The organism is Variovorax sp. Soil_C_17, from assembly GCF_057657265.1.
Map to the genome: position 1 here is coordinate 991,519 of NZ_JBDGIT010000001.1, position 24,816 is coordinate 1,016,334.

20 protein-coding genes are annotated in these 24,816 nt (G+C 67.7%); 10 read left to right on the forward strand and 10 right to left on the reverse strand.

Features of this window, described 5'->3' with window-relative positions; genetic code table 11:
* Positions 1–7: 7 nt before the first annotated feature.
* Positions 8–757: a TSUP family transporter gene (locus AC3A6Y_RS04755; protein ID WP_487867076.1), complete on the reverse strand. Its 750-nt coding sequence runs from the start codon at positions 755–757 to the stop codon at positions 8–10.
* An 18-nt stretch (positions 758–775) separates the two neighbouring features.
* Entirely contained in the window at positions 776–1,768 is a 993-nt protein-coding gene (locus tag AC3A6Y_RS04760; RefSeq protein WP_487867077.1) for a Bug family tripartite tricarboxylate transporter substrate binding protein, read from the reverse strand.
* 124 nt (positions 1,769–1,892) lie between these two features.
* Here AC3A6Y_RS04760 and AC3A6Y_RS04765 point away from each other — a divergent pair, with 124 nt between their 5' ends.
* Entirely contained in the window at positions 1,893–2,612 is a 720-nt protein-coding gene (locus AC3A6Y_RS04765; RefSeq protein ID WP_487867078.1) for a GntR family transcriptional regulator, read from the forward strand.
* A gap of 10 nt (positions 2,613–2,622) precedes the next feature.
* On the opposite strand, the gene AC3A6Y_RS04770 is transcribed toward AC3A6Y_RS04765, so the two are convergent.
* Positions 2,623–3,066 carry a flavin reductase family protein gene (locus tag AC3A6Y_RS04770; RefSeq protein WP_487867791.1) on the reverse strand — a complete coding sequence of 148 codons (444 nt, stop codon included), beginning with the start codon at positions 3,064–3,066 and terminating at the stop codon, positions 2,623–2,625.
* Between the two features lie 151 nt (positions 3,067–3,217).
* Positions 3,218–4,447 (reverse strand): nucleoside recognition domain-containing protein, encoded by a 1,230-nt coding sequence (locus AC3A6Y_RS04775; protein WP_487867792.1) that lies wholly within the window; start codon positions 4,445–4,447, stop codon positions 3,218–3,220.
* Between the two features lie 91 nt (positions 4,448–4,538).
* On the opposite strand from AC3A6Y_RS04775, the gene AC3A6Y_RS04780 reads away from it, so the two are divergent.
* Both AC3A6Y_RS04780 and AC3A6Y_RS04785 read left to right on the forward strand, forming a co-directional pair.
* Entirely contained in the window at positions 4,539–6,119 is a 1,581-nt protein-coding gene (locus tag AC3A6Y_RS04780) for a phospholipase D family protein (RefSeq protein ID WP_487867079.1), read from the forward strand.
* 8 nt (positions 6,120–6,127) lie between these two features.
* Positions 6,128–7,669 (forward strand): alkaline phosphatase D family protein, encoded by a 1,542-nt coding sequence (locus AC3A6Y_RS04785; RefSeq protein WP_487867080.1) that lies wholly within the window; start codon positions 6,128–6,130, stop codon positions 7,667–7,669.
* 10 nt (positions 7,670–7,679) lie between these two features.
* Here AC3A6Y_RS04785 and AC3A6Y_RS04790 read toward each other — a convergent pair whose 3' ends face one another.
* Positions 7,680–8,510, reverse strand: a complete 831-nt coding sequence (locus tag AC3A6Y_RS04790; RefSeq protein WP_487867081.1) for a metallophosphoesterase — start codon at positions 8,508–8,510, stop codon at positions 7,680–7,682.
* Positions 8,511–8,536: 26 nt separating this feature from the next.
* Here AC3A6Y_RS04790 and AC3A6Y_RS04795 point away from each other — a divergent pair, with 26 nt between their 5' ends.
* Positions 8,537–8,809 (forward strand): hypothetical protein, encoded by a 273-nt coding sequence (locus AC3A6Y_RS04795; protein ID WP_487867082.1) that lies wholly within the window; start codon positions 8,537–8,539, stop codon positions 8,807–8,809.
* On the opposite strand, the gene AC3A6Y_RS04800 is transcribed toward AC3A6Y_RS04795, so the two are convergent.
* Positions 8,806–9,780, reverse strand: a complete 975-nt coding sequence (locus AC3A6Y_RS04800; protein ID WP_487867793.1) for a LysR family transcriptional regulator — start codon at positions 9,778–9,780, stop codon at positions 8,806–8,808. The two genes, AC3A6Y_RS04795 and AC3A6Y_RS04800, sit on opposite strands and share 4 nt — an antisense overlap.
* Before the next feature lie 111 nt (positions 9,781–9,891).
* Here AC3A6Y_RS04800 and AC3A6Y_RS04805 point away from each other — a divergent pair, with 111 nt between their 5' ends.
* A complete protein-coding gene (locus AC3A6Y_RS04805) occupies positions 9,892–10,422 on the forward strand; it encodes a hypothetical protein (RefSeq protein ID WP_487867083.1) in 531 nt (176 codons plus the stop codon).
* Between the two features lie 59 nt (positions 10,423–10,481).
* Here the strand turns inward: AC3A6Y_RS04805 and AC3A6Y_RS04810 are convergent, their stop codons facing one another.
* The 3 genes from AC3A6Y_RS04810 to AC3A6Y_RS04820 all read right to left on the reverse strand — a co-directional run bounded on the left by AC3A6Y_RS04810 (position 10,482) and on the right by AC3A6Y_RS04820 (position 13,944).
* Positions 10,482–12,329: a phosphoenolpyruvate carboxykinase (GTP) gene (locus tag AC3A6Y_RS04810; RefSeq protein ID WP_487867084.1), complete on the reverse strand. Its 1,848-nt coding sequence runs from the start codon at positions 12,327–12,329 to the stop codon at positions 10,482–10,484.
* Positions 12,330–12,511: 182 nt separating this feature from the next.
* A complete protein-coding gene (locus AC3A6Y_RS04815; RefSeq protein WP_181360692.1) occupies positions 12,512–12,664 on the reverse strand; it encodes a hypothetical protein in 153 nt (50 codons plus the stop codon).
* A gap of 80 nt (positions 12,665–12,744) precedes the next feature.
* Positions 12,745–13,944 (reverse strand): threonine ammonia-lyase, encoded by a 1,200-nt coding sequence (locus AC3A6Y_RS04820; RefSeq protein ID WP_487867085.1) that lies wholly within the window; start codon positions 13,942–13,944, stop codon positions 12,745–12,747.
* A 122-nt stretch (positions 13,945–14,066) separates the two neighbouring features.
* On the opposite strand from AC3A6Y_RS04820, the gene AC3A6Y_RS04825 reads away from it, so the two are divergent.
* From AC3A6Y_RS04825 to AC3A6Y_RS04835, 3 genes are all read left to right on the forward strand, one after another.
* Positions 14,067–16,388, forward strand: a complete 2,322-nt coding sequence (locus AC3A6Y_RS04825) for an ATP-binding protein (protein WP_487867086.1) — start codon at positions 14,067–14,069, stop codon at positions 16,386–16,388.
* Positions 16,389–16,433: 45 nt separating this feature from the next.
* A complete protein-coding gene (locus AC3A6Y_RS04830) occupies positions 16,434–18,005 on the forward strand; it encodes a S41 family peptidase (RefSeq protein WP_487867087.1) in 1,572 nt (523 codons plus the stop codon).
* 250 nt (positions 18,006–18,255) lie between these two features.
* Positions 18,256–19,818 (forward strand): S41 family peptidase, encoded by a 1,563-nt coding sequence (locus AC3A6Y_RS04835; RefSeq protein ID WP_487867088.1) that lies wholly within the window; start codon positions 18,256–18,258, stop codon positions 19,816–19,818.
* A 21-nt stretch (positions 19,819–19,839) separates the two neighbouring features.
* Here the strand turns inward: AC3A6Y_RS04835 and recQ are convergent, their stop codons facing one another.
* Positions 19,840–21,690, reverse strand: a complete 1,851-nt coding sequence (recQ, locus tag AC3A6Y_RS04840) for a DNA helicase RecQ (protein ID WP_487867089.1) — start codon at positions 21,688–21,690, stop codon at positions 19,840–19,842.
* 224 nt (positions 21,691–21,914) lie between these two features.
* Here recQ and AC3A6Y_RS04845 point away from each other — a divergent pair, with 224 nt between their 5' ends.
* Positions 21,915–22,376, forward strand: a complete 462-nt coding sequence (locus tag AC3A6Y_RS04845; RefSeq protein ID WP_487867090.1) for a CesT family type III secretion system chaperone — start codon at positions 21,915–21,917, stop codon at positions 22,374–22,376.
* A gap of 12 nt (positions 22,377–22,388) precedes the next feature.
* Positions 22,389–24,800, forward strand: a complete 2,412-nt coding sequence (locus AC3A6Y_RS04850; RefSeq protein ID WP_487867091.1) for a hypothetical protein — start codon at positions 22,389–22,391, stop codon at positions 24,798–24,800.
* The last annotated feature ends 16 nt before the right edge of the window (positions 24,801–24,816 follow it).

Genomic DNA, 24,816 nt, shown 5'->3' on the forward strand with positions numbered 1-24,816 from the left:
CATCAGATCATGCGAGCAGCAGCCAGGCGAACCAGCTGCCGACGGCCAGCAGCAGCAGCGAGACGAAGCGCTGCAGCTGCCGCATATCGAGGCCCGCGGCCGCGCGTTGCCCGGCGAGAGAGCCCGCCAGCATCAGCAGGCCGCACAGCGCCGCCAGTCGCAGGTCGAGGCGGCCTTCGATCCCATGCACCGCACTGCTCGCCAGGGCCACGGGCAATTGCACCGCCTGTGCGGCCATCACGGCAAAGCCGACCGGCTGGCGCAGCAGCATCAGGAGCGGCAATACCAGCACCGGGCCTCCGGTGCCCGTGAGCGCGGAGCCGAGCCCGACCGCCACGCCGAGCGTGAGCAGCAGCGGCGTGCCGAGCGGCGCGGCGAGCGCCGGCGCCGCGGCCGCAGCGCGCAGGCCACGCCAGCCCGAGAACAGCACCAGCAGGGTCACGCCCGTCATCAGCGCGGCGGCCGGCAGCCAGCGCACCAGCAGCGCACCGGCGGCCGCGCCCACCAGCGCCCCGGCCAGCAAGGGGATGGAGCGCGCGGCCTGCGCGCGCTCGCGCAGGAGCGGACGCAGCGCCACCAGCGCCGGCAGCGCGAAACCCAGCGAGGCCGCGGCGATCGCCTGCGGCAGCGGCACTTCGCCCAACTTGGTCAGCACCGGCACCAGCAGCACGCCGCCGATGCCGCTGGCGCCGATCAGCCCGCCGGCCAGCAGCACGGCCGGCAGCACGATCCAGGCACTGGCGAGCGACATCAGCATGGGTGCGCTCCTTCTTTCTTACTCGACCTTGATGCCGGCGGTCTGCACCACGCCGGCGATGGTCTTGCGCTCCTTCGCCAGGTAGTCGGCGAAGGCGGGGCCGGCGATCAGCTGCGGCTTGACCGCGATGTCGGCGAGCTTGCGCGCGATCTCCGGGTCCTTGAGCGTGGCGTCGAGCGCCCGGATCCAGGTCGAGACGACGGCAGCCGGCGTGCCGGCGGGGGCGAGCACGCCGAGCCAGGCGTCCATCTCCAGGCCCTTGAGCTCGGGTGTCTCGCCCAGTGCGGGAATGTCCGGCGCGCTGGGCGAACGGGCGGCCGAGGTGACGCCGAAGGCGCGCACCTTGCCGTCCTTCACGAAGGGCTGGGCCAGCGACAGCGGCAGCACCGCGAGGTCGACCTGGCCGCCCGCCACATCGGTCAGCACCTGCGGGCCCGACTTGTACGGCACGTGCATCAGGTCGATGCCGGCGCGCTGCTTGAACATCTCGGCCGTGACGTGCAGCGAGGTGCCCACGCCGTCGGTGCCGAAGTTGAACTTGCCGGGCTGCGCCTTCGCCAGCTGGATCAGCTCGGCCGTGGTGCGCGCGGGCAGGGTGGCCTTGCCGATCAGCACGAAGGGCGAGGTGCCCACGGTGGCCACCGGCACGAAGTCCTTGAAGCTGTCGTAGCGCACCGCCGAAGGCGCCACCAGCGGCGCCACGTTGAGCGGGCTGGCCACCGCGAACAGCAGCGTGTAGCCGTCGGCCGGCGCACGCGCCGCCCGCTGCGTGCCGATGGTGCCGGCCGCGCCGGCCACGTTCTCGATCACCACCGGCTGCTTGAGCTGCTCGCCCAGCTTGGCGGTGAGCAGGCGCGCCGTTGCATCGACGCCGCCGCCGGCGCTGAACGGCACAATCAGCGTGATCGGCTTGGCGGGATAACCCTGGGCCTGGGCGGCGGCGACGCCGGCACCGAGCGCGAGCGCGGCGGCGGCGGATTGGAAGCGTGAGAAGGCGCGGGCTGCGGACATGGTCGATTTCCTCGGTCGGTGAATGAACGGAAAAGAAGCACCCTGGCGGTGCCTAATCTACTTGTTATGACAAGTTATGACAAGCGACGCAGGTCGCATGCCAACGTTGGCTATGGGGCCATCCATGCCTGAGCTCCCGCAGTCGCTGCATGCGCAGCTGCGCGACGCCTTGCGCGCGCGCATCCTGGACGGCGAGCTGGCGCCGGGGGCCAAGCTGCCTTCCGAATCCGAGCTGACGGCGGCCCATGGGGTCAGCCGCATCACCGTGCGGCAGGCGCTGGGCGCGCTGCAGGCGGAGGGGCTGATCGTCAAGCTGCACGGCAAAGGGGCCTTCGTGTCCCATTCGAAAGCGGCTCAGAGCCTCAACCGGCTGCAAGGGCTCAACGAGGCGCTCGCGCTGGAGCAGCACGCCGTCAGCAGCAAGCGGCTGGCCTGGCGCGAGGTGAAGGCGCCGGCCGCGGTGGCGCGGCAGCTGCAGCTGCCTGCGGGAGAGACGGTGTACCACCTGCAGACGCTGCGCTACCTGGACCGTGAGCCCTTGTCGGTCAACAGCTCCTACCTGCCGCGCTTCCTGGGCGAGCGGCTGGCGCGCGTGGACTTCTCGCGGCGCGACCTGATCGAGATCTTCGAGCACGAGGGCGGCCTGGAAATCGGCGAAGCCCAGCTCGAAATCGGCGCCGGCCTGGCGAAGCCGCAGGAGGCGAAGCTGCTGCAGCTCGAGCCCGGGGCGCCGGTGCTGAAGGTGGAGCGCCTGCTGCACCTGGCCGGCGGCGGCCCGGTGCATCTGGAGACCGCGGTCTACCGCGCCGACACCTTCCGCTACAAGCTCAGCCTCAGGCGCTGAGCGAGCGCGGCTACAGCGGGTGCTCGGTGTAGAAGCGCCCGCCGTGGAACAGCAGCGGCGAGGCGCCCGGCCGGTGCGTGCAGCGCTCGACCTCGCCGACGAAGATCACGTGGTCGCCCTCGTCGTAGCGGCTTCGGTTGAAGCACTCGAAGCTCGCCGCCGCGCCGGCCAGCACAGGCGCGCCGCCCACGCCCTCGGTGAAGGCGACATCGGCCCAGCGGTCCACGTCCTTCGATGCGAAGCGCTCGGCCAGGGCCTTCTGGTCGGCGGCCAGGATGTTGACCGCGTAGTGCGAGCCGGTGCTGAGTGCGGCCATCGAGGCTGCAGTGCGAGCCAGGCTCCACAGCACCAGCGGCGGAGCCAGCGACACCGAGTTGAAGGAGTTGGCGGTGAGCCCGACCAGCCGCCCGTTGGCCGCGCGCGCGGTGACGATGGTCACGCCGGTCGCGAACATGCCGAGGGCGTCGCGGAATTCGTCGGTCGTGAAGGAGGGCGGTGTCGCCTGGTCGGGTGCGGTCACGGGGAAGCTGGAAGTGAGAGGCTATTCTGGCCGATCACCCTGCGCGCCGCTGTCGCGCCGGGTCGCATGGCCTTTGGCAAGCCGTTCAGCCGAAGAACCAGTAGCCCACGCCGATCGCGCCCAGCACCCCGGCCAGCTCGGCGAGCAGCGCGCAGCCCACCGCATGCCGCGCGCGCTGGATGCCGACCGCGCCGAAGTAGACGGCCAGCACGTAGAAAGTGGTCTCGGTGCTGCCCTGGATGGTGGCCGCGACCTGTGCCGCGAAGCTGTCGACGCCTTGGCTCTGCATCGTCTCGATCAGCATCGCGCGCGCGGCGCTGCCGGAGAAGGGCTTGACCAGCGCGGTCGGCAGGGCATCGACGAAGCGCGCGTCCCAGCCCGCCAGGCCGACGGCCCAGCGGATGCCGGCGAGCACCATGTCCAGCGCGCCCGAAGCCCGCAGCACGCCGACCGCGCACAGCATCGCCACCAGGTAGGGCAGCAGGTTCTTCGCCACGTCGAAGCCTTCCTTGGCGCCCTCGACGAAGCACTCGTAGACCTTCACGCGCCGCAGCGCACCCGCCAGCAGGAAGACGAGCACGATGCCGAACAGCGTGAGGTTGCCCAGCAGCGAGGACAGCGAGGCCAGCGCCGCGGCCGAGAGCGTGGCGAGCAGCGCGATGAAACCGGCGAGCAGCAGGGCGCCCGGCAGCAGGTAGGCGAGCACCACCGGGTCCCAGAGCCTGAGCCGCTGCACCAAGGCCACCGAGAGCAAGCCCACCAGCGTGGAGCAGCTGGTCGCCAGCAGGATCGGCAGGAACACCAGCGTCGGATCGGCCGCGCCCTGCTGCGCCCGGTACATGAAGATGGTGACGGGCAGCAGCGTGAGGGAGGAGGCGTTCAGCACCAGGAACAGGATCTGCGCATTGGTGGCGGTGGTCGCGCTGGGGTTGAGGCTTTGCAGTTCGCGCATCGCTTTCAGCCCGATGGGCGTCGCCGCGTTGTCGAGCCCGAGCGCATTGGCCGCGAAGTTCATGGTGATGAGGCCCAGCGCCGGATGGCCCGCGGGCACTTCGGGCATGAGGTGCCGGAACAAGGGGCCCAGCACGCGCGCGAGCCCGGCGACCAGCCCGGCCGCCTCGGCAATGCGCAGGAACCCCAACCACAGCGTGAGCGTGCCGAAAAGCAGCACCATGACCTCGACCGAGAGCTTGGCCATGGCGAACAGGCTCTCGACGAGCGCGGCGAACACCGAGGGATCGCCGCCGACCAGCCAGCGCGAGAACGCAGCCAGCGCTGCCGCCAGAAAAAAACCGAGCCACAAGCCGTTGAGCACGCGTATCCCTTGCTGCCGCTGTCCTTCGAAGATGCGCGCGATCATAGGGGGCGATGCGGACATGCCATGGCACGGCGTTACATTGCGGCGCATGCCGAAGCTTCCCGGATGGCGCATCGCGCTTTCGTTCCTCGCCGTGGCGTGGCTCGGCGGCTGCGCCACGCTGCCTGCACCGGTGCCGGCCCCGGCCAGCCGCGCGATGACCGAGGTGTCGGGCACGCGGCTGGCGCAGGTCGGCACCGCCGGGGCGCCGGCCGGACAGCCCGGACTGTCGGGCTTCAGGCTGCTGCCGCAGGCCGAGTTCGCCTTCGACGCACGCATCGCGCTGATTCGGCAAGCGCAGAAGTCGCTCGACGTGCAGTACTACCACATCCACAGCGACCCGATCGGGCTGCTCTTCCTGCGTGAACTGCGCGATGCAGCCGCGCGCGGCGTGCGCGTGCGGCTCTTGATGGACGATCTCTACACCGGCGGGCAGGACGATCTGCTGCTGGGGCTGGCTGCGCATGCCCATGTCGAGCTGCGCCTGTTCAATCCGCTGCCCTCGCGCGCCGGATCGCTCGCAGCGCGCTTCCTGTTTTCGCTGCACGAGTTCGGCCGCATCAACCACCGCATGCACAACAAGCTGCTGGTGGGCGACAACAGCTGCGCCGTCACGGGCGGACGCAACATCGCAAGCGAATATTTCATGCACGGCAGCGCCGCGAACTTCATCGATATGGATGTGCTGTCCTGCGGGCCGGTCGTGCGCGAGATGTCGCAGAGCTTCGACCGCTACTGGAACAGCGAGCAGGTGCGTCCGGTCGGCAACGTGGTCGCGCGCACGCCGTCGCCGGACGCGGCACGACGGCACTTCGACGAAGCGGTGCGTGCCGCCATCCCGGAGCTGCCGCTGCCTTCACACGACGTGATGGAGCGCAGCTCCGTCGGCCACCAGCTGGAGGCGGGCACGCTCGAGCTGCGCTGGGCCCGGGCGCAGTTCTATGTCGACGACCCGGGCAAGATCGTGCGCGGGAACGATGCCGAGGCCTTCCGCGGCAGCGTGACCGAGGGCACGCTGCGGGCCTTCGACTCGGCGCGCAGCGACGTCACCATCGTTTCGCCCTACTTCATCCCAGGCCGGCGCGGCATGGAGATGATGCGGCGGGCGACCGGCGGACGGCCCGGCAAGATCTTCCTGGTGACCAATTCGCTGGGCGCAACCGACGAGCCGCTCGCCTATGCCGGCTACACGCGCTACCGCGCCGAGATGCTCCGCATCGGGGTCGCGATCCGCGAGATCGGGCCCACGATCACCGGCAAGTCCGGAAGGTTCGGCGACTTCGGCAGCTCGATCAGCCGGTTGCATGCCAAGCTGGCGGTGATCGACGACCGCCTGCTCTTCATCGGCTCGATGAACATGGACCACCGCTCGGCGGCGATCAACACGGAGGCCGGCCTTCTGATCGACAGCCGGGAGCTCGTGGCCGACTACAACACGCTGGTCGGCGGCCCCAGCCGGGCCGGCACTGTCTACCGGCTGAGGCTCTCGCCGGGAGGAAGCCATGTGCAGTGGCTGGAGGTCGATGCAGACGGCAACGACATCGTCCACGACGACGAGCCGGGCGGCTATTTCTGGCTGCGCTTCAAGAACTGGCTGATGCTGCCCTGGGTGGGCGAGGAACTGCTGTAGAAAAGGCCATGGACATTCGCCGTCGAGATCTCAACCGCGCCGCACTGTGGCTCGCCCTGTGCGGGTGGTCGGCGGCGCGCCCGCTGCGCGCGCAGCCGGCGCCGCGCTGGCGCTCGAATCCCTTCACGCTCGGCGTCGCCAGCGGGCAGCCGCGGCACGACAGCGTCGTCCTCTGGACCCGGCTGGCGGCGGAGGGCGATCCCGGCCTCGACGGCCTGCAGCGCTGCGCCGTGCGCTACGAGATCTTCGGCGATGCCGAGCTCAAGCGGCCGGTGGCGCAGGGCGAGGTGCAGGCCGAAGCCGCGCGCGCCTTCAGCGTGCACGTCCATGCGCAGGGCCTGGCGCCGCAGCGCGAGTACTGGTATCGCTTCCAGTGCGGAGAAGCGCAAAGCCCGGTGGGCCGCACGCGCACGGCGCCCGCCCCGGATGCCGCGGTGGCGCGCCTGCGCATCGCGCTGGGGGCGTGCCAGAACTACGAGCATGGCTTCTACGCGGCACACCGCGAGATCGCAGGGCGCGAACTCGACTTCGTGCTGTTCGCCGGCGACTACATCTACGAAGGCAGCAGCCGGACCCCAGAGCTGCGCCGGCACGGCGCGCCCATTCCGACGACCCTGGAGGGCTACCGCGCGCGCCATGCGCTCTACAAGCGCGACGCCGATCTTCAGGCCGCGCATGCGGCACACCCGTGGATCCTGACCTGGGACGACCACGAAGTGGTCAACGACTATGCGAACGACCGCGACCCGGCCTACACCGAGCCCGGGCTCTTCTTGCAGCGCCGCGCCGCGGCCTACCGCGCCTACTTCGAACACATGCCCTTGCTGCTGCCGCCGCAAGGCGCGGCGATGCGCATCCACGATCGCTTCGCCTGGGGCCGGTTGGCCGAGCTCTGGACCCTGGACTGCCGCCAATACCGCAGCCACCATGCGTGCCCCGATCCGGCGCATGACTGGGGCCGGCTCGTGATCGGCTGCGAGACGCTGGCGGACCCGACGCGCACCATGCTTGGCGCCGAGCAGTCGCGCTGGCTGGCGCAGGGCCTGGCCGCCTCCGGCCGGCAGTGGAAGCTGCTGGGCCAGTCCACCCAGATGAGTCCCACCAGCCTCGAAGCGCCGCGCGGCCGTCAGTTCTGGACCGACGGCTGGGACGGCTATCCGGAGGCGCGGCGCCAGCTGCTGCAGGGCATCGCCGACGCCGGCCTGCGCGACGTGGTGGTGCTGGGGGGCGACGTGCACCGGTACGTCGCGGCGGATCTGCGCGTGGTGCCCAACGACACCGCATCGCCGGTGGTCGCGAGCGAGTTCGTCGGCGGCTCGATCAGTTCGCGCGGCGCCAGCCGGACTTCGATGGATTGGTTGCGGCAAGACAACCCCGACGTGCGCCATGCGCGCGGGGACGAGCGCGGCTATGCCCTGATCGAGGCCACGCCGAAGTCCCTGCACTGCGAGTTCCGCGCGACCGCGCATCCGGTGGTGGCCGATGCGCGCTTCCACACCCAGGCGCGTTTCGTGGTCGAGGCCGGCCGCGCCGGCGTGAAACCGGCCTGAGCCCGGACGCTCAGGCGGCGCGGTCCGGCCGCCTTAGCGGGACCTCGATGAGGAGGCCGGGCCTGAAGCCCTCCTGCTCGCCCTTGCCCACATAGCCCAGCGGGTTCGCCACCACCCGGCACCCGTCCTTCACATAGTCGAAAGCGCAATGCAGGTGGCCGTGCAGCCACAGGTCGGCCCTGGGCAGCAGTTCGTCGAGCGAGTTGCAAAAGCCTGCGGTGCCGGGGCTCAGCCCGTAGCGCGGATCGGCGCTGGCCAAGCTCGGCGCGAAGTGCGTGACGGCCACCGTGGGGCCATCGAAGTCCTCGGCCAACGCATTGCGCAGCCACGCTTGGCACGTCAGTGAGTGCTCTCTCAGAGGCTCGGCGAGGAAGACTTCACCGGCGCGCAGGGTGAGGGCTTTCTCCAGGTAGAAGTTCGCGGCGCGCATCGCCTTGCCCCGCTTGCGCAGTGCCTCCGTCATGCCGTCGCCGGGCTCGACCAGGGCATCGAAGTCGGCCCAGAGGGTGGTGCCGACAAAACGGACGCCGCCGACGACGCAGGTTTCGCGCTCCAGCCACAGAATGTCGAGCGCCTGGCAGAGCGTGCGCAGGCGCTCGTGGGTCTGGTCGAAGTCGGCGTTGTCGTACTCGTGGTTGCCCGGCACGTAGAGCACCGGCGTCGGCCAGCCATGCCGCGGCGAAAACCGGGTGAGGCCGAAGTCGGGCGCCATGAGGCGTGATCCGGCCTGATAGGACCCGATATCACCCGCGAGGACCAGGAGATCGGCACCGGCCGCCGGCGAGATCCGAAACTGCGGATGCACTTCCAGATGCAGATCGGAAAGCAGCTGGAGCTTCATGCCGGCCAGTCTAGGCGAATATCCCTATGCGCGACACGCATAACCTTGCGCTGGAAATACTGGGGAAAACCCTTAATCTTGGTTTCATCACCACTCCAGCGCGGGCCACCGGCCGCGCACGCTTCATGTTCACCTTTCTTGCCCAGATCGCGCGCCTGTTCCGTGCCAAGACCCTGGAAGCCCCTGCCAGCCCCGCCGCGGCCCTGATGGAAAGCGCCGATTCCCGTGCGGGCATGAGTGCCCATCAAGCCCAGGAGCTGCGCGCTGCCGCCAGCGCCTGGCTCAGCGTCGTCCGCTAAGCCGGGCCACCCGGCGCGCCGGCAAAGGCCGCCCTCGCGGAACGCAACAGCGCTTGCCGCAGCCATCCATGGGCGTGGCCGTGCTGCGCCCGGCGGTGCCAGATGGCGTCCACGTGCACCTGCGGCTGTTGGAACGGCAGCTCGCGCAGGACCAGTTGCTCGTCGATCCCAGTGACCTTGACGAAATGGCGAGGCAGCACCGTCAACAGGTCTGAATTGGCCACCACCCGGCCGGCCGTAAAGAACTGGTTGACGGTGACCACGATGCGCCGCTCCCGCCCCAGCGCCCCCAGCGTCTGGTCGATGAAGCCGTAGGGCCGGCCCGAGAAGCTCACCAGCAGGTGCCGCGCGGCGCAGAAGGCGTCGAGCGTCAGCGGCTGGTCCGCCAGCGGATGGCCGCGCCGCATCACGCAGACGTATTCGCCGATGTAGAGGCGTTGCGTCTCGAAGGGCAGCAGGGCCGCATCGGACTGGCCGCGCGCCGCCAGGTTGGCGACAACCGCCGGAAAGTAGCCGATGGCCATGTCGACCTCCTCGCTCTCGAGCAGCCGTCGCGGGTCGCGGGTGGTCAGGGGCAGAACGCGCAGGGAGATTGCCGGCGCCTCTTCTTCGACGATCCTGACCAGCCCGGGAATCAGCTCGGCCGCCGTCGCATCGGCCATCGCAAGAACGAAGGTGTCGTCGGCGACCGCGGCATCGAATTCGCCCGGTGCCAGCGAATGCTGCAGTTGCCGCAGGGCATCGCGCACGGTCGGCCACACCGCCAGCGCCCGCGGTGTGGGCTCGACCCCCGCGCCGGAGCGGCGCACCAGCTCGTCGCCGAGCGTCTCGCGCAACCGCCGCAGGGCATTGCTCACGGCCGGCTGGGTGATCGAGAGATTCCGCGCCGCGCGCGTGAGGTTGCGCTCCGCCATCACCTCGTCAAAGACGCGGAGCAAGTTGAGGTCCAACGTGCGAAAGTTGACATCTATCATTGATGTGAATGATAGACATCATGAAGCTAAAGTAGAAAAGCACTAGGGAAACCACTAATATCGCTGCACCGGCATCAGCCAATCGTCGTCCTAGGAGGGACTTTCACCATGACCAGCTTTGTCCACGTTGAACAACCGGCCACTCACCCGGGCGTCGCCCGCGCGGAAGCCGTCATCGATCAGATTCGCGCTGCCCGCCGCAGCTTCGACGGCGCGCGCGGCCTCGCAGCCCTGCTGCTGGCGGCCATCGTCGCCTCGCTGCTCGTCGTCGCCGACAAGCTCATGTCGACCTGGAACGACGGCGGCCTGCTCGTCGCCTGGCTCGTGCTGTGGGGCGTGGCTTTTGCAACGCTCGCCTTCTTCGCCGGTACCGCCCGCACGCTGGCCGTTCGCGCTGTCTCCGCGGCACGCGCCGCCGCTCGCCGACGCGCTGCGGCCCATGCCGATGCGCAATTCCTGGCCTACGCCAAGCTCGACCCGCGCATCATTCGCGAGCTGCAAGCGATCGCCTCTCGGCAGGAAGCAGAATCGGCGGAAGCGGCTGTGACCGCCTCCGCGCAATCGGCGAAGCTCGCCGACGACAGCGTGCCGACCCTGTACTCGGCGCTGCGCAGGGTGAACCTCGGGCAGCACTACTGATCCCGCTGCGCCCATGAAAAAAGCCGCCCTCGGGCGGCTTTTTCTTTGGGTGCCCCCGTTCAGGCGGCGAGCCGCTGCTCGATCGCGGCCTTGGTCGCCGGCAGCTCCTTCGGCAGGTGGTGCGCCAGCTGCTGGAACAGCTCGGCATGGAGCTTCAGCTCGGCCTGCCAGGCCGCCTTGTCGATGTGGGTGACCGTGTCGAACTGCTCGGCGCTGAAGTCCAGGCCGGTCCAATTGAGGTCTTCGTAGCGCGGGCTGACGCCGAACACGTGCTCGGTGCCTTCGCCCTTGGCCTCGATGCGGTCGATCATCCACTTCAGAACGCGCATGTTCTCGCCGTAGCCCGGCCACACGAACTTGCCGTCCGCGCCCTTGCGGAACCAGTTGGTGGTGTAGATGCGGGGCAGGCGCGCGCCTGCGGCCTCGAGCTTCTTGCCCAGGTCCAGCCAGTGCTGGAAGTAGTCGCTCATGTTGTAGCCGGCGAAGGGCAGCATCGCGAAGGGGTCGCGCCGCACCACGCCCTGCTGGCCGCCGGCGGCGGCGGTGGTCTCGGAGCCCATGGTCGCGGCCATGTAGACGCCCTCGACCCAGTTGCGCGCCTCGGTCACCAGCGGCACCGTGGTGGAGCGGCGGCCACCGAAGATGAAAGCGTCGATCGCCACGCCCTTGGGGTCGTCCCAGGCGTCGTCGAGCGCCGGGTTGTTGGCGGCGGCGACGGTGAAGCGTGCGTTCGGATGGGCGGCCTTGGCGCCGGTTTCCCTGGCGATGGCGGGCGTCCAGTCCTTGCCCTGCCAGTCGATCGCGTGGGCCGGGGGCTCGCCCATGCCTTCCCACCAGACGTCGCCGTCGTCGGTCAACGCCACGTTGGTGAAGATCACATCGCGGTCCAGGCTGGCCATGCAGTTCGGATTGGTCTGGATGTTGGTGCCGGGCGCGACGCCGAAGTAGCCGGCTTCGGGGTTGATCGCGTGCAGCTTGCCGTCGGCGCCGGGCTTGATCCAGGCGATGTCGTCGCCGATGGTCGTGACCTTCCAGCCCTCGAAGCCGGCCGGGGGGATCAGCATCGCGAAGTTGGTCTTGCCGCAGGCGCTGGGGAAGGCCGCCGCCACGTGGTATTTCTTGCCCTCCGGGTTGGTGACGCCCAGGATGAGCATGTGCTCGGCCAGCCAGCCTTCGTCGCGGCCCATGTTCGAGGCGATGCGCAGGGCGAAGCACTTCTTGCCCAGCAGCGCATTGCCACCGTAGCCGGAGCCGTAGCTCCAGATCTCGCGGGTCTCGGGGTAGTGGACGATGTACTTGGTCTTGTTGCACGGCCAAGCCACGTCTTTCTCGCCCGGCTGCAGCGGTGCGCCGACGGTGTGCACGCAAGGCACGAACTCGCGCTCCGCACCCAGCACGTCGTACACATCCTTGCCCATGCGGGTCATGATCTTCATGTTGACTGCCACGTACGGGCTGTCGGAGAGCTCGATGCCGATGTGCGCGATCGGCGAGCCCAGCGGGCCCATGCTGAAAGGCACGACGTACATCGTGCGGCCCTTCATGCAGCCGTCGAACAGGGGCTGCAGCGTGGTGCGCATTTCGGCCGGCGCCATCCAGTTGTTGGTGGGGCCGGCGTCTTCCTTCTTCTCGGAGCAGATGAAGGTGCGGTCCTCGACGCGTGCGACATCGCTCGGGTCGGAACTCGCGAGAAACGAGTTGGGTCGCTTGGCCGGATCGAGTTTCTTGAAGGTGCCGGCGTCCACCAGCAACTGGCACAGGCGCTCGTATTCCTCCTGGCTGCCATCGCACCAGTGGATGGCTTCGGGCTTGCACAGCGCGGCCATATCCGCCACCCAGGCGATCAGCTTCGCGTTCTTGACGTACGAGGGTGCCTGCACGGCAAGGCCCTTGAGCGGTGCGTTCATAGAGTCTCCTAAGTTGAAAAATCGTCTTTCCGAACGGGGCTCAGGGGCCGGGGGCCGCCGAGGTCCGTTGGAAAAAACGTTTCGCGTCTCGGGAGAGAGGGGATCGCGCACCCCGAGGCGGGGGGGCGCAATCCTGGAACGGCGGCGGTCCGTGCAGTGTCCGCCGCAGCCGCAGCCGGCTGTCAGGCCATGTAGACGGCGATGGACGCCAGCAGGAGCATCAAAACCCCGCCGGCGATGGGCAACACCAGGGGCATGAGGGGAACGATCGACTCGACGGCGTCGGCCTCGACGGCGGCGGACTTGGCCGGATCGACAGGGGTGGGATTGGACATGGTTATTCCTCGGGTACGCAAAACTGAGGCCATTTTACCGACCGACCAGCGCCCGGCGGTGTAGGGGCTTGCCAGCAGTGTCAGCGCTGCTCGTTCGCCTCGAACCCGGCCTTGCGCAGGGCCTCGAGCACCGCCGTCAGATGGGCTCGTCCGCGGGTCTGCAGCACCAGCTCGATGTCGACGTTCTGCGCCGCCAGCATGGTGAAGGCGCGCTGGTGATGCACCTCGTCGACGTTGGCGCCCGCTTCCGCGACAGTGGCCGTGATCTGGGCCAAGGAGCCCGGCACGTCCCGCGCGCTGACGCGCACCCGGGCGAGCCGGCCGGCACGCACCATCCCGCGTTCGATGATGGCGGCCAGCAGCAGCGGATCGATGTTGCCGCCCGAAAGAACCAGGCCGACCCGCTTGCCCTTGAAACGCTCGGGATGCCGGATCAGCGCCGCCAGCCCGGCTGCGCCCGCGCCTTCGACCAGCGTCTTCTCGATCTCCAGCAGCATCAGCACCGCCTGCTCGATGTCGCCCTCGTCGACCAGCAGCAGGTCGTTGACCTGCTCGCTGATGATGGCTTGCGTCAGCACGCCCGGCGTTCCGACGGCGATGCCCTCGGCGATGGTGCTTTGCCCCAGCGGGTGGTTCGTGCCCTGCACGGCATTGACCATGGTGGGGAAGCGCCGGGTCTGCACCCCCACGATCTCGATGCCGGGCTGTCGGGCCCGGGCCGCCAGCGCCATGCCGGCAATCAAGCCCCCGCCCCCGACCGACACCACCAGGGCATCGAGCCGCGGCGCCACCGCCAGCATCTCGAGGGCCACGGTGCCCTGCCCGGCGATGATCGCCTCGTCGTCGTAGGGGTGGACGAAGGCCAGGCCTTCCTGCTCCGCCAGCGCCAGGGCATGGGCGCGCGCCGCGTCCAGCGTGTCGCCGTGCAGCACCACTTCGGCGCCGAAGCCGCGGGTGCGCTCGATCTTCACACCGGGGGTGAAGCGCGGCATGACGATGAGCGCCCGCAGGCCCAGGCGCTGGGCGTGGTAGGCCACCCCCTGGGCGTGGTTGCCGGCCGACATCGCGATCACGCCCCGGACGCCCTTCTCCGACAGGTCGACCAATTTGTTGCAGGCCCCGCGTTCCTTGAAGGAGGCCGTGAACTGCAGGTTCTCGAATTTGAGGAAGACCTGCGCGCCGACGATCGCGGACAGCGTGCGGGATTCCACGCAGGGCGTATCGAGCACCTGCCCGCGCAGGCGCTCGGCGGCGCGTTCGATGTCGTCGATTCCAAGCATGGCCGGCATTGTGGACGGAATCGCAACATCCGGGTTTTTACTGTCCCCGAGTCTTCCCCAAGCCAAAACTCTGCGCTATGGTCGCGATCAGTTTCCGTGTTCTCCTAGCTGGGGGTTGCTCGATGGTCAAGCGTTCCGGTGCCGATGTCGTGGCCGCGGCTTCCCGCGGCCATGCATTGCCGTCGCCCGGACTCAAGGAAGCGCCGGTGCTGGAGCTCATGTGTTCGCACTTCGTGCTCACCCTGGCGGCGAAGCAGGGCCCGCGCTTCAACGTGCGGCGCGACCTCAACGGCCTGCTCTCGCTGACCGGCCGCCATCTGGTCTGGCCTCTGGCCGTGCTGCAGCGCCTGCGCGAATTCCTCGGCCGCCGCTGCGCCGGCAACGATGTCTGGAAGGGCGTCGAGCAGTTCGACGGCCGCACGCTGCTGGAGCGCCACGGCGTCTGGCGCGGCCCGTACGAGGAAGGCACGCTTTTCTTCTACCTCGACGAGTACGCCAAGGACCAGCCCAAGGACCTGCTCTCCGTGCTGTCTGCCACGCGCGACTGGCTTACCCATGCGCTGCGCAAGCAGTCGACCCTGGTCGAGAAGAACATCGATGCGCTCGCCGGCCTGCTGCAGCTCAACAAGGCCGAGCGCGCGCTGCTGCTCTACGGCACGCTCGCGCGCTACCAGCGCGACCTGCGCTCGCTGCTGGTGGAGTTCAAGGTCAACAACGCGCCCGAGGCCTATGCCGCGATCGCCGAGGTCGCCGGCGTCAATGCCAGCGACGTCGGCGAGGCGCTGCGTGCCGGCTCGCGGCTGGAACGCATCGGCCTGGTCGAGAACCTGATCTCCGAGCACAACATCACCGACCTCGCCGACCTGATGAAGGTCAGCGAAAAGCTGCCGCCCGTGCTGATGCGCGAGTACCGCGACCACAACGAGCTGATGGCCGTGTTCACGCGGCCCTCGGCCAAGAGCGCGCTCGCGGTGAACGACTTCGCATTCGTGCAGGAAGACGCGCAGATGCTCATCACCCTGCTTTGCGCCGCCGTAGCGCGCAAGGAGCCGGGCGTGAACGTGCTGCTCTACGGCCCGCCCGGCACCGGCAAGACCGAGCTCGCGAAGGTGGTCGCGCAGGCCGCGGGCCTGGAGCTCTTCGAGGTCGAGTACGCCGACCGCGACGGCAATTCGCTGTCGGGCCGCGACCGCTACCGGTCGTTGCAGATCGCGCAGGTTTTCTTGAAGGGCAGCGCGCAGGCGGCCCTGCTGTTCGACGAGGTCGAGGACGTGTTCCCGCCGATCAGCACCGAGGCGGCCCAGCTCATGGCCCGCGCCGAGCAGGTCCCCGCCTCCGCCAGCGGCAGCGTGAGCGGCAAGGCCTGGGTCAACCAGATCCTCGAATCGAATGCCGTGCCCACGATCTGGGTGACCAACCGCATCGAGCAGATCGACCCGGCCTTCCGGCGCCGCTTCGCCTACCACCTGGAGCTCAAGTCGCCCCCGCCGGGTGCGCGCGAGCAACTGGTGCGCAAGACGCTCGAGGGCGTGGCCGTGTCCGAGGCTTTCGCCGCCAAGCTGGCCGCCCGCAAGGGCCTCACGCCGGCGCAGATCCGCACCGCGGTGCGCTTCGCGGGGCTTGCCATGTCCGAGGGCGCCTCGATCGAGAGCCTGATCGAGCGCCAGCTGCGCAATGCCGACCTCGCGCTCGGCACGCAGGGAGGCTTGGGCGCGCGCCGCAGCGTGACCACCTATGACCTCGACATGCTCAACGTCGAGTGCCGTTTCGAAATCCCGCGCGTCGTCGAGGCGCTCAAGGCGCGCGGCCACGGCACCCTGTGCTTCTACGGCGCGCCCGGCACCGGCAAGACCGCACTGGCCGAGTACATGGCGCGGGCCATCGGCCGGCCGCTGATCATCAAGCAGGCGAGCGACCTGATGAGCAAGTACGTCGGCGAGACCGAGCAGAACATGGCCGCCATGTTCAAGGAAGCCGAGGCCGAGCAGGCCATCCTCCTGCTCGACGAGGCCGACAGCTTCCTGCAGGACCGCCGCGGCGCCCAGCGCACCTACGAGGTGACCGAGGTCAACGAGATGCTGCAGGGCATGGAGCGCTTCGACGGCATCTTCGTCTGCACCACCAACCTGCTCGACCGGCTCGACCAGGCGGCGCTGCGGCGCTTCACCTTCAAGATCAAGTTCATGCCGCTGACGCAGGTGCAGCGCGAATGCATGTTCGTCACCGAGGCGCTGGCGGGCGATGCCGCCGGCCTGACGAGCGAGCGGAAGCAGCGCCTGGCCAGGCTGCAGCAGCTGTGCCCGGGCGATTTCGCGGCCGTGAAGCGCCAGACGGATATCCTTGCCGTCGCTTTCTCGGCCGACGAGTTCCTGGACCAGCTCGAGGCCGAGCACCGCATCAAGCCCGAGGTACGCGAATCGCGCGGCATGGGCTTCGTTCACTGAGACAGACGCCGTCGCGCTGGGCGCCGGCGTGCGAGGGAGATCTTCATGGAGCTTGGATTGCAGCGCCTGGCTGCGCTGTTGGCCGTGTGCGCGGCCGCAGTGGCATTGAGCGCCTGTGGGGGCGGCGGAGGAGGCGGCGGCGCCTTCCTGCCGTTGGCCGCGACATCGCAGCAGCCGGCCGCGCCCGCCGCCGAGGACGACGCCATCGTCGCTTCCTCCAGCGTTGCCGGTCTCTGCGCCACGCCGCGCACCGGCATCGATCCGGACACGGGGGCGGCTTTTCTCGACCGCAGCGGAACCACCGTCGACGAGAAGCGCTGGGTGCGCGGCTGGATCGACGAGACCTACCTCTGGTTCGACGAAGTGCCGACCACGTTGGCGTCGAAGGACTACGCCACCCCGATCGCGTGGTTCAGCGTGCTCAAGACGCCGGTTCTCACAGCCTCCGGCCGCGCCAAGGACCGCTTCCACTTCACGCAGGACACGGCCACCTATCGCGCGCTCTCGCAGGGCGGCGTGGATGTCGGCTACGGCCTCGAGCTCGCCTTCCTGAGCGCATCGCCGCCGCGAGACGTGCGCGTGGCCTACACCGAGCCCAACTCGCCGGCGGCGCAGGCCGGCATCGTGCGCGGCACGCGCGTCGTGGAGATCGATGGCATCGACGTCGCCAACGGCAGCGACACCACGAAGCTCAACGCCGGCCTGGCGCCGGCGCGCGAAGGTGAAGCCCACAGCTTCAGGCTGCGTGCCCCGGACGGCACCGAGCGCACGCTCTCGCTGGCCGCTGCGCGCGTCACTCGCGTTCCGGTACAGAACGTGAAGACCATCGCCACCGCCAGCGGGCCCGTCGGCTACATGCAGTTCAACGACCATCTGGCGACCGCGGAGGCCGCGCTGATCGCGGCCGTGAACCAACTGCAGGGTGCCGGCATCGTCGACCTGGTGATCGACATGCGCTACAACGGCGGCGGCCTGCTCGATGTCGCGAGCGAACTGGCCTCCATGGTCAGCTCGGCGGGCGCCACCAGCGGCGCCGTGTTCGAACGCCTCCTCTTCAACAGCAAGAACCCGTTTCGCCTGGCGCCCGCGCAGACGACCTTGCCCTTCCACGCAACGTCCCGCGGCTTCTCCACCCCGGCCGGGCAGGCGTTGCCCCGGCTGGGCCTCTCTCGCGTCACCGTGCTTGCCGGCCCCGACACCTGCTCCGCCAGCGAATCGGTGATCAACAGCCTGCGGGGCGTCGGCGTTGCCGTCAACCTGGTCGGTGCCGCCACTTGCGGCAAGCCCTATGGCTTCTTGCCGCAGGACAACTGCGGCACCACCTATTTCGCCATCCAGTTCCAGGGTGTCAACAACCAGGGCTTCGGCGACTACGGCGATGGCTTCGCGCCAACGTGTGCGGTGGCCGACGATTTCGACCACGCGCTCGGCGACCCGGCAGAAGCGCGCCTGGCAGCTGCGCTGAGCTTGCGCAGCAGCGGAACTTGCCCGACGGCCGGGTCGAGCAAGGCCGAGCTCGCGCTGCGCAAGTCGGAAGCGCAGGGCACGCCGTATCTCGTGCGTTCGCCGGCCCGGGAGAATCGGCTGGTCGTGACGCAGCTGCCGACCCAGCCTTAGCCCGGCACGGTGCAAGGCCGTGCAAGCGCGGCCGTCGAGCGCTGCGCGGATGAAACCTGAACAAATGTCACGCCTGGACCCCGCGTGACAGGAGGCCTCCTAGGATGCCCGCGGCGCTGGCGCTCCGCCGGCGTATCGCACTGGAGGAAAGATGGGGAGAATTCTCGACAAGAAGTTCGCGCGGTCTGCAGTCTGCGCGGCTTGGATCATCGCACTGGCGGCTTGCGGGGGCGGCGGCGGAGGCGCGGTGATGTTTCCGCCCATCGCAGCGGCGCCATCCACGACTCCCGAAGATCCGGCTCCGGCTCCTGACGCCTCGCCGCCCCCTGCGGTGCCCGATCCCTCGGTCCCCCCGCCCACCCCGACGCCCACTCCGCAAGCCACCATCGTTCCGTCGGCTTCGGTGTCCGCCCAATGCGCCGCGCCGCGCGCCGGCATCGACCCCTCGACCAACGCCGCCTTTGCAGATCGCCTGGGCACCCTGGCCAACGAAAAAGACTGGGTGCGCGCATGGATCGACGAGACCTACCTGTGGTTCGACGAGGTCCCCACCACGCTGCTCGCGCAGGACTACGCCACGCCTGTTTCCTACTTCAGTGTGCTGAAGACGCCGAAGCTCACCGCGTCAGGCAAACCCAAGGACCGCTTCCATTTCACCGCCAACACCGAGCAGGCGCGCGCATTGGTGCAGAACGGCGCGGACATCGGCTACGGCATGCAGCTCGCCTTCATCGGCGCTTCGGTGCCGCGCGACATCCGCGTCGCGTTCACCGAGCCGGGTTCTCCGGCGGCACTGGCGGCGGTCGCTCGCGGTGATCGACTGATCGAGATCGACGGGCTCGATGTCGTGAACGGGGTGGATGTCGACGCATTCAACGCGGCGATCGCGCCCCAGCGCGCAGGAGAGCAGCACAGCTTCAAGCTGCGGGCGAACGACGGCACCGAACGCACCCTCACGCTCGCATCGGCGTCGATCACTCGCGATCCCGTGCCGACGCTGAACGCCTTCAACATCAACGGCGGCAAGCGTGTCGGCTACATGCTTTTCAATGGACACATGGCATCAGCCGAATACTGGCTCACCTCCACGATGGAGCTGTTCCAGTCCATCGGCATCACCGATCTCGTGATCGACATGCGCTACAACGGCGGCGGCTATCTCGACATCGCGAGCCAACTCGCGTACATGGTGAGCTCCAGCGCGGCGACCCAGGGCAAGACCTTCGAGCGGCTTCAGTACAACCGCAAGAATCCGTTTCAACTGACGCCTGAGCAGACCATCGTGCCCTTCTATCCCATCGCCCTCGGATTTTCGGAGGATGCGGGGCTCCCTTTGCCCGCGGGGTACCCCTTGCCCCAGCTCGGGCTGTCGCGCGTCACGGTGCTGAGCGGCCCCGACACCTGCTCGGCCAGCGAGTCCGTCGTCAACAGCCTGCGGGGCATCGGCATCACCGTCGACCTGGTCGGCGGCGGCACCTGCGGCAAGCCTTACGGCTTCACCCCGCAGGACAACTGCGGCACCAGCTACTACGCAATCCAGTTCCAGGGCGTCAACGACAAGGGCTTCGGCGACTACGGAGACGGCTTCGCGCCGACCTGTGCGGTGGTGGACGACTTCACGCACGAGCTCGGCGATCCGAAAGAAGCGCGCCTTGCAGTGGCATTGCATCTGCTCGGGGGCGGGGTCTGTCCCACCCCGCCATCGGCCAGCAAGGCCGACATCGCCATGCGCAAGGCCGAGGCCGAGCGCGTGCCCTACCTGGTGCGCTCTCCGGTCCTCGAGAACCGCCTGCTCCGACCCGCCCGGCGCTAGTGCTGACGGGCCTATGACGGTTCACGAGAACGCGGCGCAGACCCTGAGTACGTCCGTCCCGTAGGCTTCGAGCTTCTTGCTGCCGATCCCGCTCAGGCCCTGCAGGTCCTCGAGCGTGGCCGGTGCCCGCTCGGCGATCGCGGCCAGCGTGGCGTCGTGGAAGATCACGTAGGCCGGCAGGTTGTGCTCGCGCGCCACCTCGGCACGCCAGGCCTTCAGCGCGGCGAAGCGCGCCTGGCCCGTCGCGTCCAGCGTGGCCGCAGCCGGCGACGGCGTGCCGCGCGCCGGCTTCTCCCGTCGTGATTTCTTGCGCTCGCCCGGCGAAGACACCGATTCGCGCAGCAGCACCGCTACCTCGCCTTTGAGCACCGCCCGGGAGCCCTCGGTCAGCTGCAGCGTGTTGTAGGCCTGCGCGTCGACCGCCAGCGCGCCGGTCGCGATCAACTGGCGCATCACCCCGCGCAGTTGCGCTTCGCTGAACTCGTTGCCGAGGCCGAAGGTGCTGAGCCTCGCATGGCCGAACTGCGTCACCTTCTCCGTCGTCTTGCCGCGCAGGATGTCCATGATGTGCCCGGCGCCGAAGCTGATGCCGCTTTGCTGCTGCACGCGATAGACGGTGCTGAGCAGCTTGCGCGCCGCATCCGTGCCGTCCCAGACCTGTGGCGGGTTCAGGCAGTTGTCGCAGTTCCCGCAGGGCGTGCTGTGCTCGCCGAAGTAGTGCAGCAGCCGCACCCGCCGGCAGTCGCTCGCCTCGGCCAGCGAGAGCAGGGCGTCGAGCTTGCCGCGCATCACCTGCTTGAAATCCTCGCCGGCGGGACTCTCGTCGATCATGCGGCGCTGGTTGACCACGTCCTGCAGCCCGTAGGCCATCCAGGCATCCGCCGGTGCGCCGTCCCGGCCGGCACGGCCCGTCTCCTGGTAGTAGCCCTCGATGTTCTTCGGCATGTCGAGGTGGGCGACGAAGCGCACGTCCGGCTTGTCGATGCCCATGCCGAAGGCGATGGTCGCCACCATCACGATGCCTTCGTCGCGCAGAAAGCGGTCTTGGTGCTTCTGCCGCACCGCGGCATCGAGGCCGGCGTGGTAGGGCAGGGCCTCGACGCCGGCGTCGCGCAGGGTCTGGGCCGTGTCCTCGACGCGCTTGCGCGACTGGCAGTAGACAACGCCCGCATCGCCCTCGTGCTCGCGTTCGATGAAGCGCAGCAACTGCGTGGCCGGTTCCTTCTTCTCGACGATGGTGTAGCGGATATTCGGACGATCGAAGCTGGAGACGAACTGGCGCGCCTCCTCGAGCTGCAGCCGTTCCACGATGTCGGCCCGCGTCAGCGCGTCGGCGGTCGCCGTGAGCGCGATGCGCGGCACGCTCGCATAGCGCTCGTGCAGCACCGTCAGCGCACGGTACTCCGGACGGAAGTCATGCCCCCACTGGCTTACGCAATGCGCCTCGTCAATTGCAAACAGCGACAGCTTGCCGCGTGCGTGCAGCCCGTCGAGTTGCGAGAGAAAGCGCGGCGTCGTCACGCGTTCGGGGGCCGCGTAGAGCAAGGTGATCTCGCCGCGCAGCAGACGGCGCTCGACGTCCTGCGTCTGTTCCCAATCGAGCGTGGAATTCAGGAAGGCCGCCGCCACGCCCGCCTCGTGCAAGGCCCCCACCTGGTCGTGCATCAGCGCGATCAGCGGCGAGACCACCACCGTCACGCCGCGGCCCGCGCGCTGCCGCGCAATCGCGGGAATCTGATAGCACAGCGACTTGCCGCCGCCGGTGGGCATCAGCACCAGCGCGTCGCCTCCGTGGGTGACGTGCTCGACGACGGCCTGCTGATGGCCGCGGAACTCGGCATAGCCGAAGACGTCGCGAAGGATTTGCGACAACTCGCGTTCGGATGATGGAGACGGCAGGACAGACACGGGTTTGACACCGACGGCGTGGTGATTTCGGGAGAGGGCTGAGCGGCACCGCATTGGGCGCCGAAAACTGATTGTCGCTTGAGCCGCCGCCACAAAAAGTCAGGCCGCTTGCGGAGTGTCCAGGACACGATTGTTACCAACAGATCAGGTGGAACTTCCATTGTTCGATCTGGTGAGGAGACGGGCCCATGAGTCGAGAAGACTATGTCGAGCTGATTCAGGATCTTTGCGAGGAGCTGGAGCTCGGCGACGCCGGCGAGTTCCTGGATCGCGGCTTGCTGCAGGTGGACGACACGCTGGTCGCCATCGAGTACCTCGAGGAGCGCGACGAGATTCGCCTGCTCGCGGATCTCGGAGAGATCGAGGACGGCATCGACCGCAACGCGATGCTGGAGCTGCTCCTGGAAGCCAACCTCGGCAACACCAGCTTGTACTTGCCGACCTTCAGCGTGCACCCCGAGAACCATCACCCCGTCGTGGCGTACCACATTCCTCTGCCGGTCTTGCTGGAGGAGGACGTCGATCTCGCATTCGTGCTCACCGAACAGCTGATCCCTTTGCTGGACGAATGGAGGCTCAGATTGCAGGAGGCACTCGACAGTGATTCATGCGACGCCGGCCCCTTGCCTCTTTCCGGCTCGCTGGTTTGAAGGAGATTCGTGATGCCCGTGTTCCAACTCAGCAACCGGACTCCTTCACAGTCCCAGACCAACAGAAAGTATCCCCAGGCCATGCCGGCGATGGGGGACAAGTTGCCACGAGTTCATTCGTTCAAAGGGGTCAAAGGGAATGCGGGGTTTGGACCTTCTCCGCGATTGCGTGCGGTGAGGGTCTCTTCGGTGAACCCGCATGCAGACATAGAGGAGGCCGAAGAAGGCACAGAGTGGTCCGAGGCGGACATTCAGATCAACGACCAATTCGATGCCGTCCTCCATGAGTCATCAGCACCAGAAGCAGTCGTGCAGCCGGGAAAGCCGCTCAATGGCGCGTTCGGAATACCTTTGGAAAAATTGGAGGCAGTTGGCGATTCACGCTCGAAGTTCAAGAGCTTCTACAAGGAAGCGATCAAATGGCAGCTCGAGAAAGGTGACAAGCTCACCGAAAACCAGTATGCCGTGGTAACAAGGCGCAAGGCCACGCATAGCGTGAGGTTCCAAGCCTGGCAGGCCAGGACGGGAAACAAGCTGCAGATCCCCTTCAACAAGTTCGCGCGCGTCCTGCGCGAGAGGACCGGCTTCCCGCGCAAGAGAGGCGGCAACTACCTGACCGACAAACCAAAAGAAGAGCTACTGACACCCGGCAAACAGGTGATCAATGACTACGCTGCCGCGGCCGTGGCGGGGACCAGAGCAGCCAACCAGTTCCCCGCTGTCTTTGCCTGGCCGGAAGTCCCGGACTTGAGCGCCGACACGGCTCCTGCGAGCGATGGACTGGCGGGTCTCGCGGTGGTGCCATCGGCCATCGACGCGGTATTCGCTGGCAGAGCGTACGCAAGTCTTTGCTCCGAGAAAGAGAAGGCCAAGCATGACCTCAACTACGCAAAACCCGCTGAAGAATTCACGAGGAAACTGCATGTCGCCACTCCTCAGGATGCCGAGAGCTTTTTGAAGTTCATGGAAGCCGGAGACAAGGTGCTCGCGCCGACGCAGGAAAGCATCTCCATCAAGACGGCGGCGCTCTTTCGTCAAATAAGAACGACGGGTTCGGCGCCGGTCAACGCTGCCGTGGCCGGCATCGAGATTGCCAATACGGTTGCGGCAGTCGTTCCTGGGGCGACGACTTTTGCGGCGCCGGTCACAGTGGGCTTGGGCATGGTCGAGATCTACGAAGGCAGACACGAGTTGCTGCGACGCGTGGATCAAAAAGCGCAAGCGATGCTTTGCAAGGAGAAGATGAATGCGGTATTGGACACTGCGTCCAAGGACCATCCCGACTATGGATTGGCGAAAGGCCTCGTCGCTTGCCTCAACGTTCAGCAAGACCGCCTGATACGCCAGGCAAGGCGCGAGAAGAAATTTGCCCGAACGCGCATCGCCAAAGGCGGTGGTGCCGTCGGTGGGGCAGTGGGCGCGGCGGCCGCTGTTGGTGCATTGGCCGCTTTTGGAGCTCTCACTGCGGTAACAGGGGGTGCAGCAGCGGTAGGGGCTGCTTTGGTGGCGGCGATCGGGGGCGGCGCAATGGCAGCACGCAACGATCTGCGGGCGCGTGCCGAGCACACTTCGAAGTGGCGCCAGCGTATGGCGCAAGTGGTTGCTCTCGAAACCTCGCGCGAAGAACTGCAAGCCAAACTGAGCGGGACCCTAGAAGACACCCTCATTCGTTTCGAGCAACAGGAAGGCGAATACTTGCCTGAGGGTCATCGCTTCGCGGGAACTCATGTTCTGGAACTCGAGGCGCGCAACAACGAGTACGTTGGTCTTCGCATACTGGCGCTCAAGGTCCGGGACATGGTCCAAGCCGGTACATACGATGAGAACTCGCCAATCGTTGCCCTCGTGCATGCCATCGGCATCGATCCCCTCTACCTCCTGGCCATTTGCAAAGCGGCCCAACCGAAGAAGCCGGAGGAACAACTGGACTTCATCCAATCGAAGCTGGGGCTCAAGTTGGGCATCAAGCTGAGGATGGCGGGGGCGACCCAGGCGCCTCCCCATGTGTCGGTTTTCCTCAGGCATTTCGAGGTGGCATGGGATAAGGCCTTCTGGAAGGACAAGAAGGGTCTCGTGCCCCATTCGACCGGCTTGTATTCAGCAATTCGGGAGGAACTGGTGGCGCTCTATCCCGACTCGCAGGCGGGCATGCGTGCCTTCGAGAGTGCTATCGGAAGCTTCCTGAAGAACACGCAACGACTTCCTCAGACAGAGTTCACCACATTGCTCAAGGGGTTCGCCGAGTATGTGAGACAACCTCGCGACAGGTTTGACGGTCTTCTCAACAAGGAACGCACTGCCGCGAAGATGAAGGCCGACAACATCAAGCAAGCAATAGAGAAAGAGGCTACCGATCTCGCCGAAGAATTGGAACGATTCGCTCGTATGAAGCAAGCCGATGCGGTGATGCTGACACGGGCATGATTTGGGCACGAGGCTT

Excerpts from the sequence above, each read along its gene's own strand:
- AC3A6Y_RS04755 (WP_487867076.1), bottom strand. The coding sequence starts at position 757 with ATGCTGATGTCGCTCGCCAGTGCCTGGATCGTGCTGCCGGCCGTGCTG.
- AC3A6Y_RS04760 (WP_487867077.1), bottom strand. The coding sequence starts at position 1,768 with ATGTCCGCAGCCCGCGCCTTCTCACGCTTCCAATCCGCCGCCGCCGCG.
- AC3A6Y_RS04765 (WP_487867078.1), top strand. The coding sequence starts at position 1,893 with ATGCCTGAGCTCCCGCAGTCGCTGCATGCGCAGCTGCGCGACGCCTTG.
- AC3A6Y_RS04770 (WP_487867791.1), bottom strand. The coding sequence starts at position 3,066 with ATGTTCGCGACCGGCGTGACCATCGTCACCGCGCGCGCGGCCAACGGG.
- AC3A6Y_RS04780 (WP_487867079.1), top strand. The coding sequence starts at position 4,539 with ATGCCGAAGCTTCCCGGATGGCGCATCGCGCTTTCGTTCCTCGCCGTG.
- AC3A6Y_RS04785 (WP_487867080.1), top strand. The coding sequence starts at position 6,128 with ATGGACATTCGCCGTCGAGATCTCAACCGCGCCGCACTGTGGCTCGCC.
- AC3A6Y_RS04790 (WP_487867081.1), bottom strand. The coding sequence starts at position 8,510 with ATGAAGCTCCAGCTGCTTTCCGATCTGCATCTGGAAGTGCATCCGCAG.
- AC3A6Y_RS04795 (WP_487867082.1), top strand. The coding sequence starts at position 8,537 with ATGCGCGACACGCATAACCTTGCGCTGGAAATACTGGGGAAAACCCTT.
- AC3A6Y_RS04805 (WP_487867083.1), top strand. The coding sequence starts at position 9,892 with ATGACCAGCTTTGTCCACGTTGAACAACCGGCCACTCACCCGGGCGTC.
- AC3A6Y_RS04810 (WP_487867084.1), bottom strand. The coding sequence starts at position 12,329 with ATGAACGCACCGCTCAAGGGCCTTGCCGTGCAGGCACCCTCGTACGTC.
- AC3A6Y_RS04815 (WP_181360692.1), bottom strand. The coding sequence starts at position 12,664 with ATGTCCAATCCCACCCCTGTCGATCCGGCCAAGTCCGCCGCCGTCGAG.
- AC3A6Y_RS04820 (WP_487867085.1), bottom strand. The coding sequence starts at position 13,944 with ATGCTTGGAATCGACGACATCGAACGCGCCGCCGAGCGCCTGCGCGGG.
- AC3A6Y_RS04825 (WP_487867086.1), top strand. The coding sequence starts at position 14,067 with ATGGTCAAGCGTTCCGGTGCCGATGTCGTGGCCGCGGCTTCCCGCGGC.
- AC3A6Y_RS04830 (WP_487867087.1), top strand. The coding sequence starts at position 16,434 with ATGGAGCTTGGATTGCAGCGCCTGGCTGCGCTGTTGGCCGTGTGCGCG.
- AC3A6Y_RS04835 (WP_487867088.1), top strand. The coding sequence starts at position 18,256 with ATGTTTCCGCCCATCGCAGCGGCGCCATCCACGACTCCCGAAGATCCG.
- AC3A6Y_RS04845 (WP_487867090.1), top strand. The coding sequence starts at position 21,915 with ATGAGTCGAGAAGACTATGTCGAGCTGATTCAGGATCTTTGCGAGGAG.
- AC3A6Y_RS04850 (WP_487867091.1), top strand. The coding sequence starts at position 22,389 with ATGCCCGTGTTCCAACTCAGCAACCGGACTCCTTCACAGTCCCAGACC.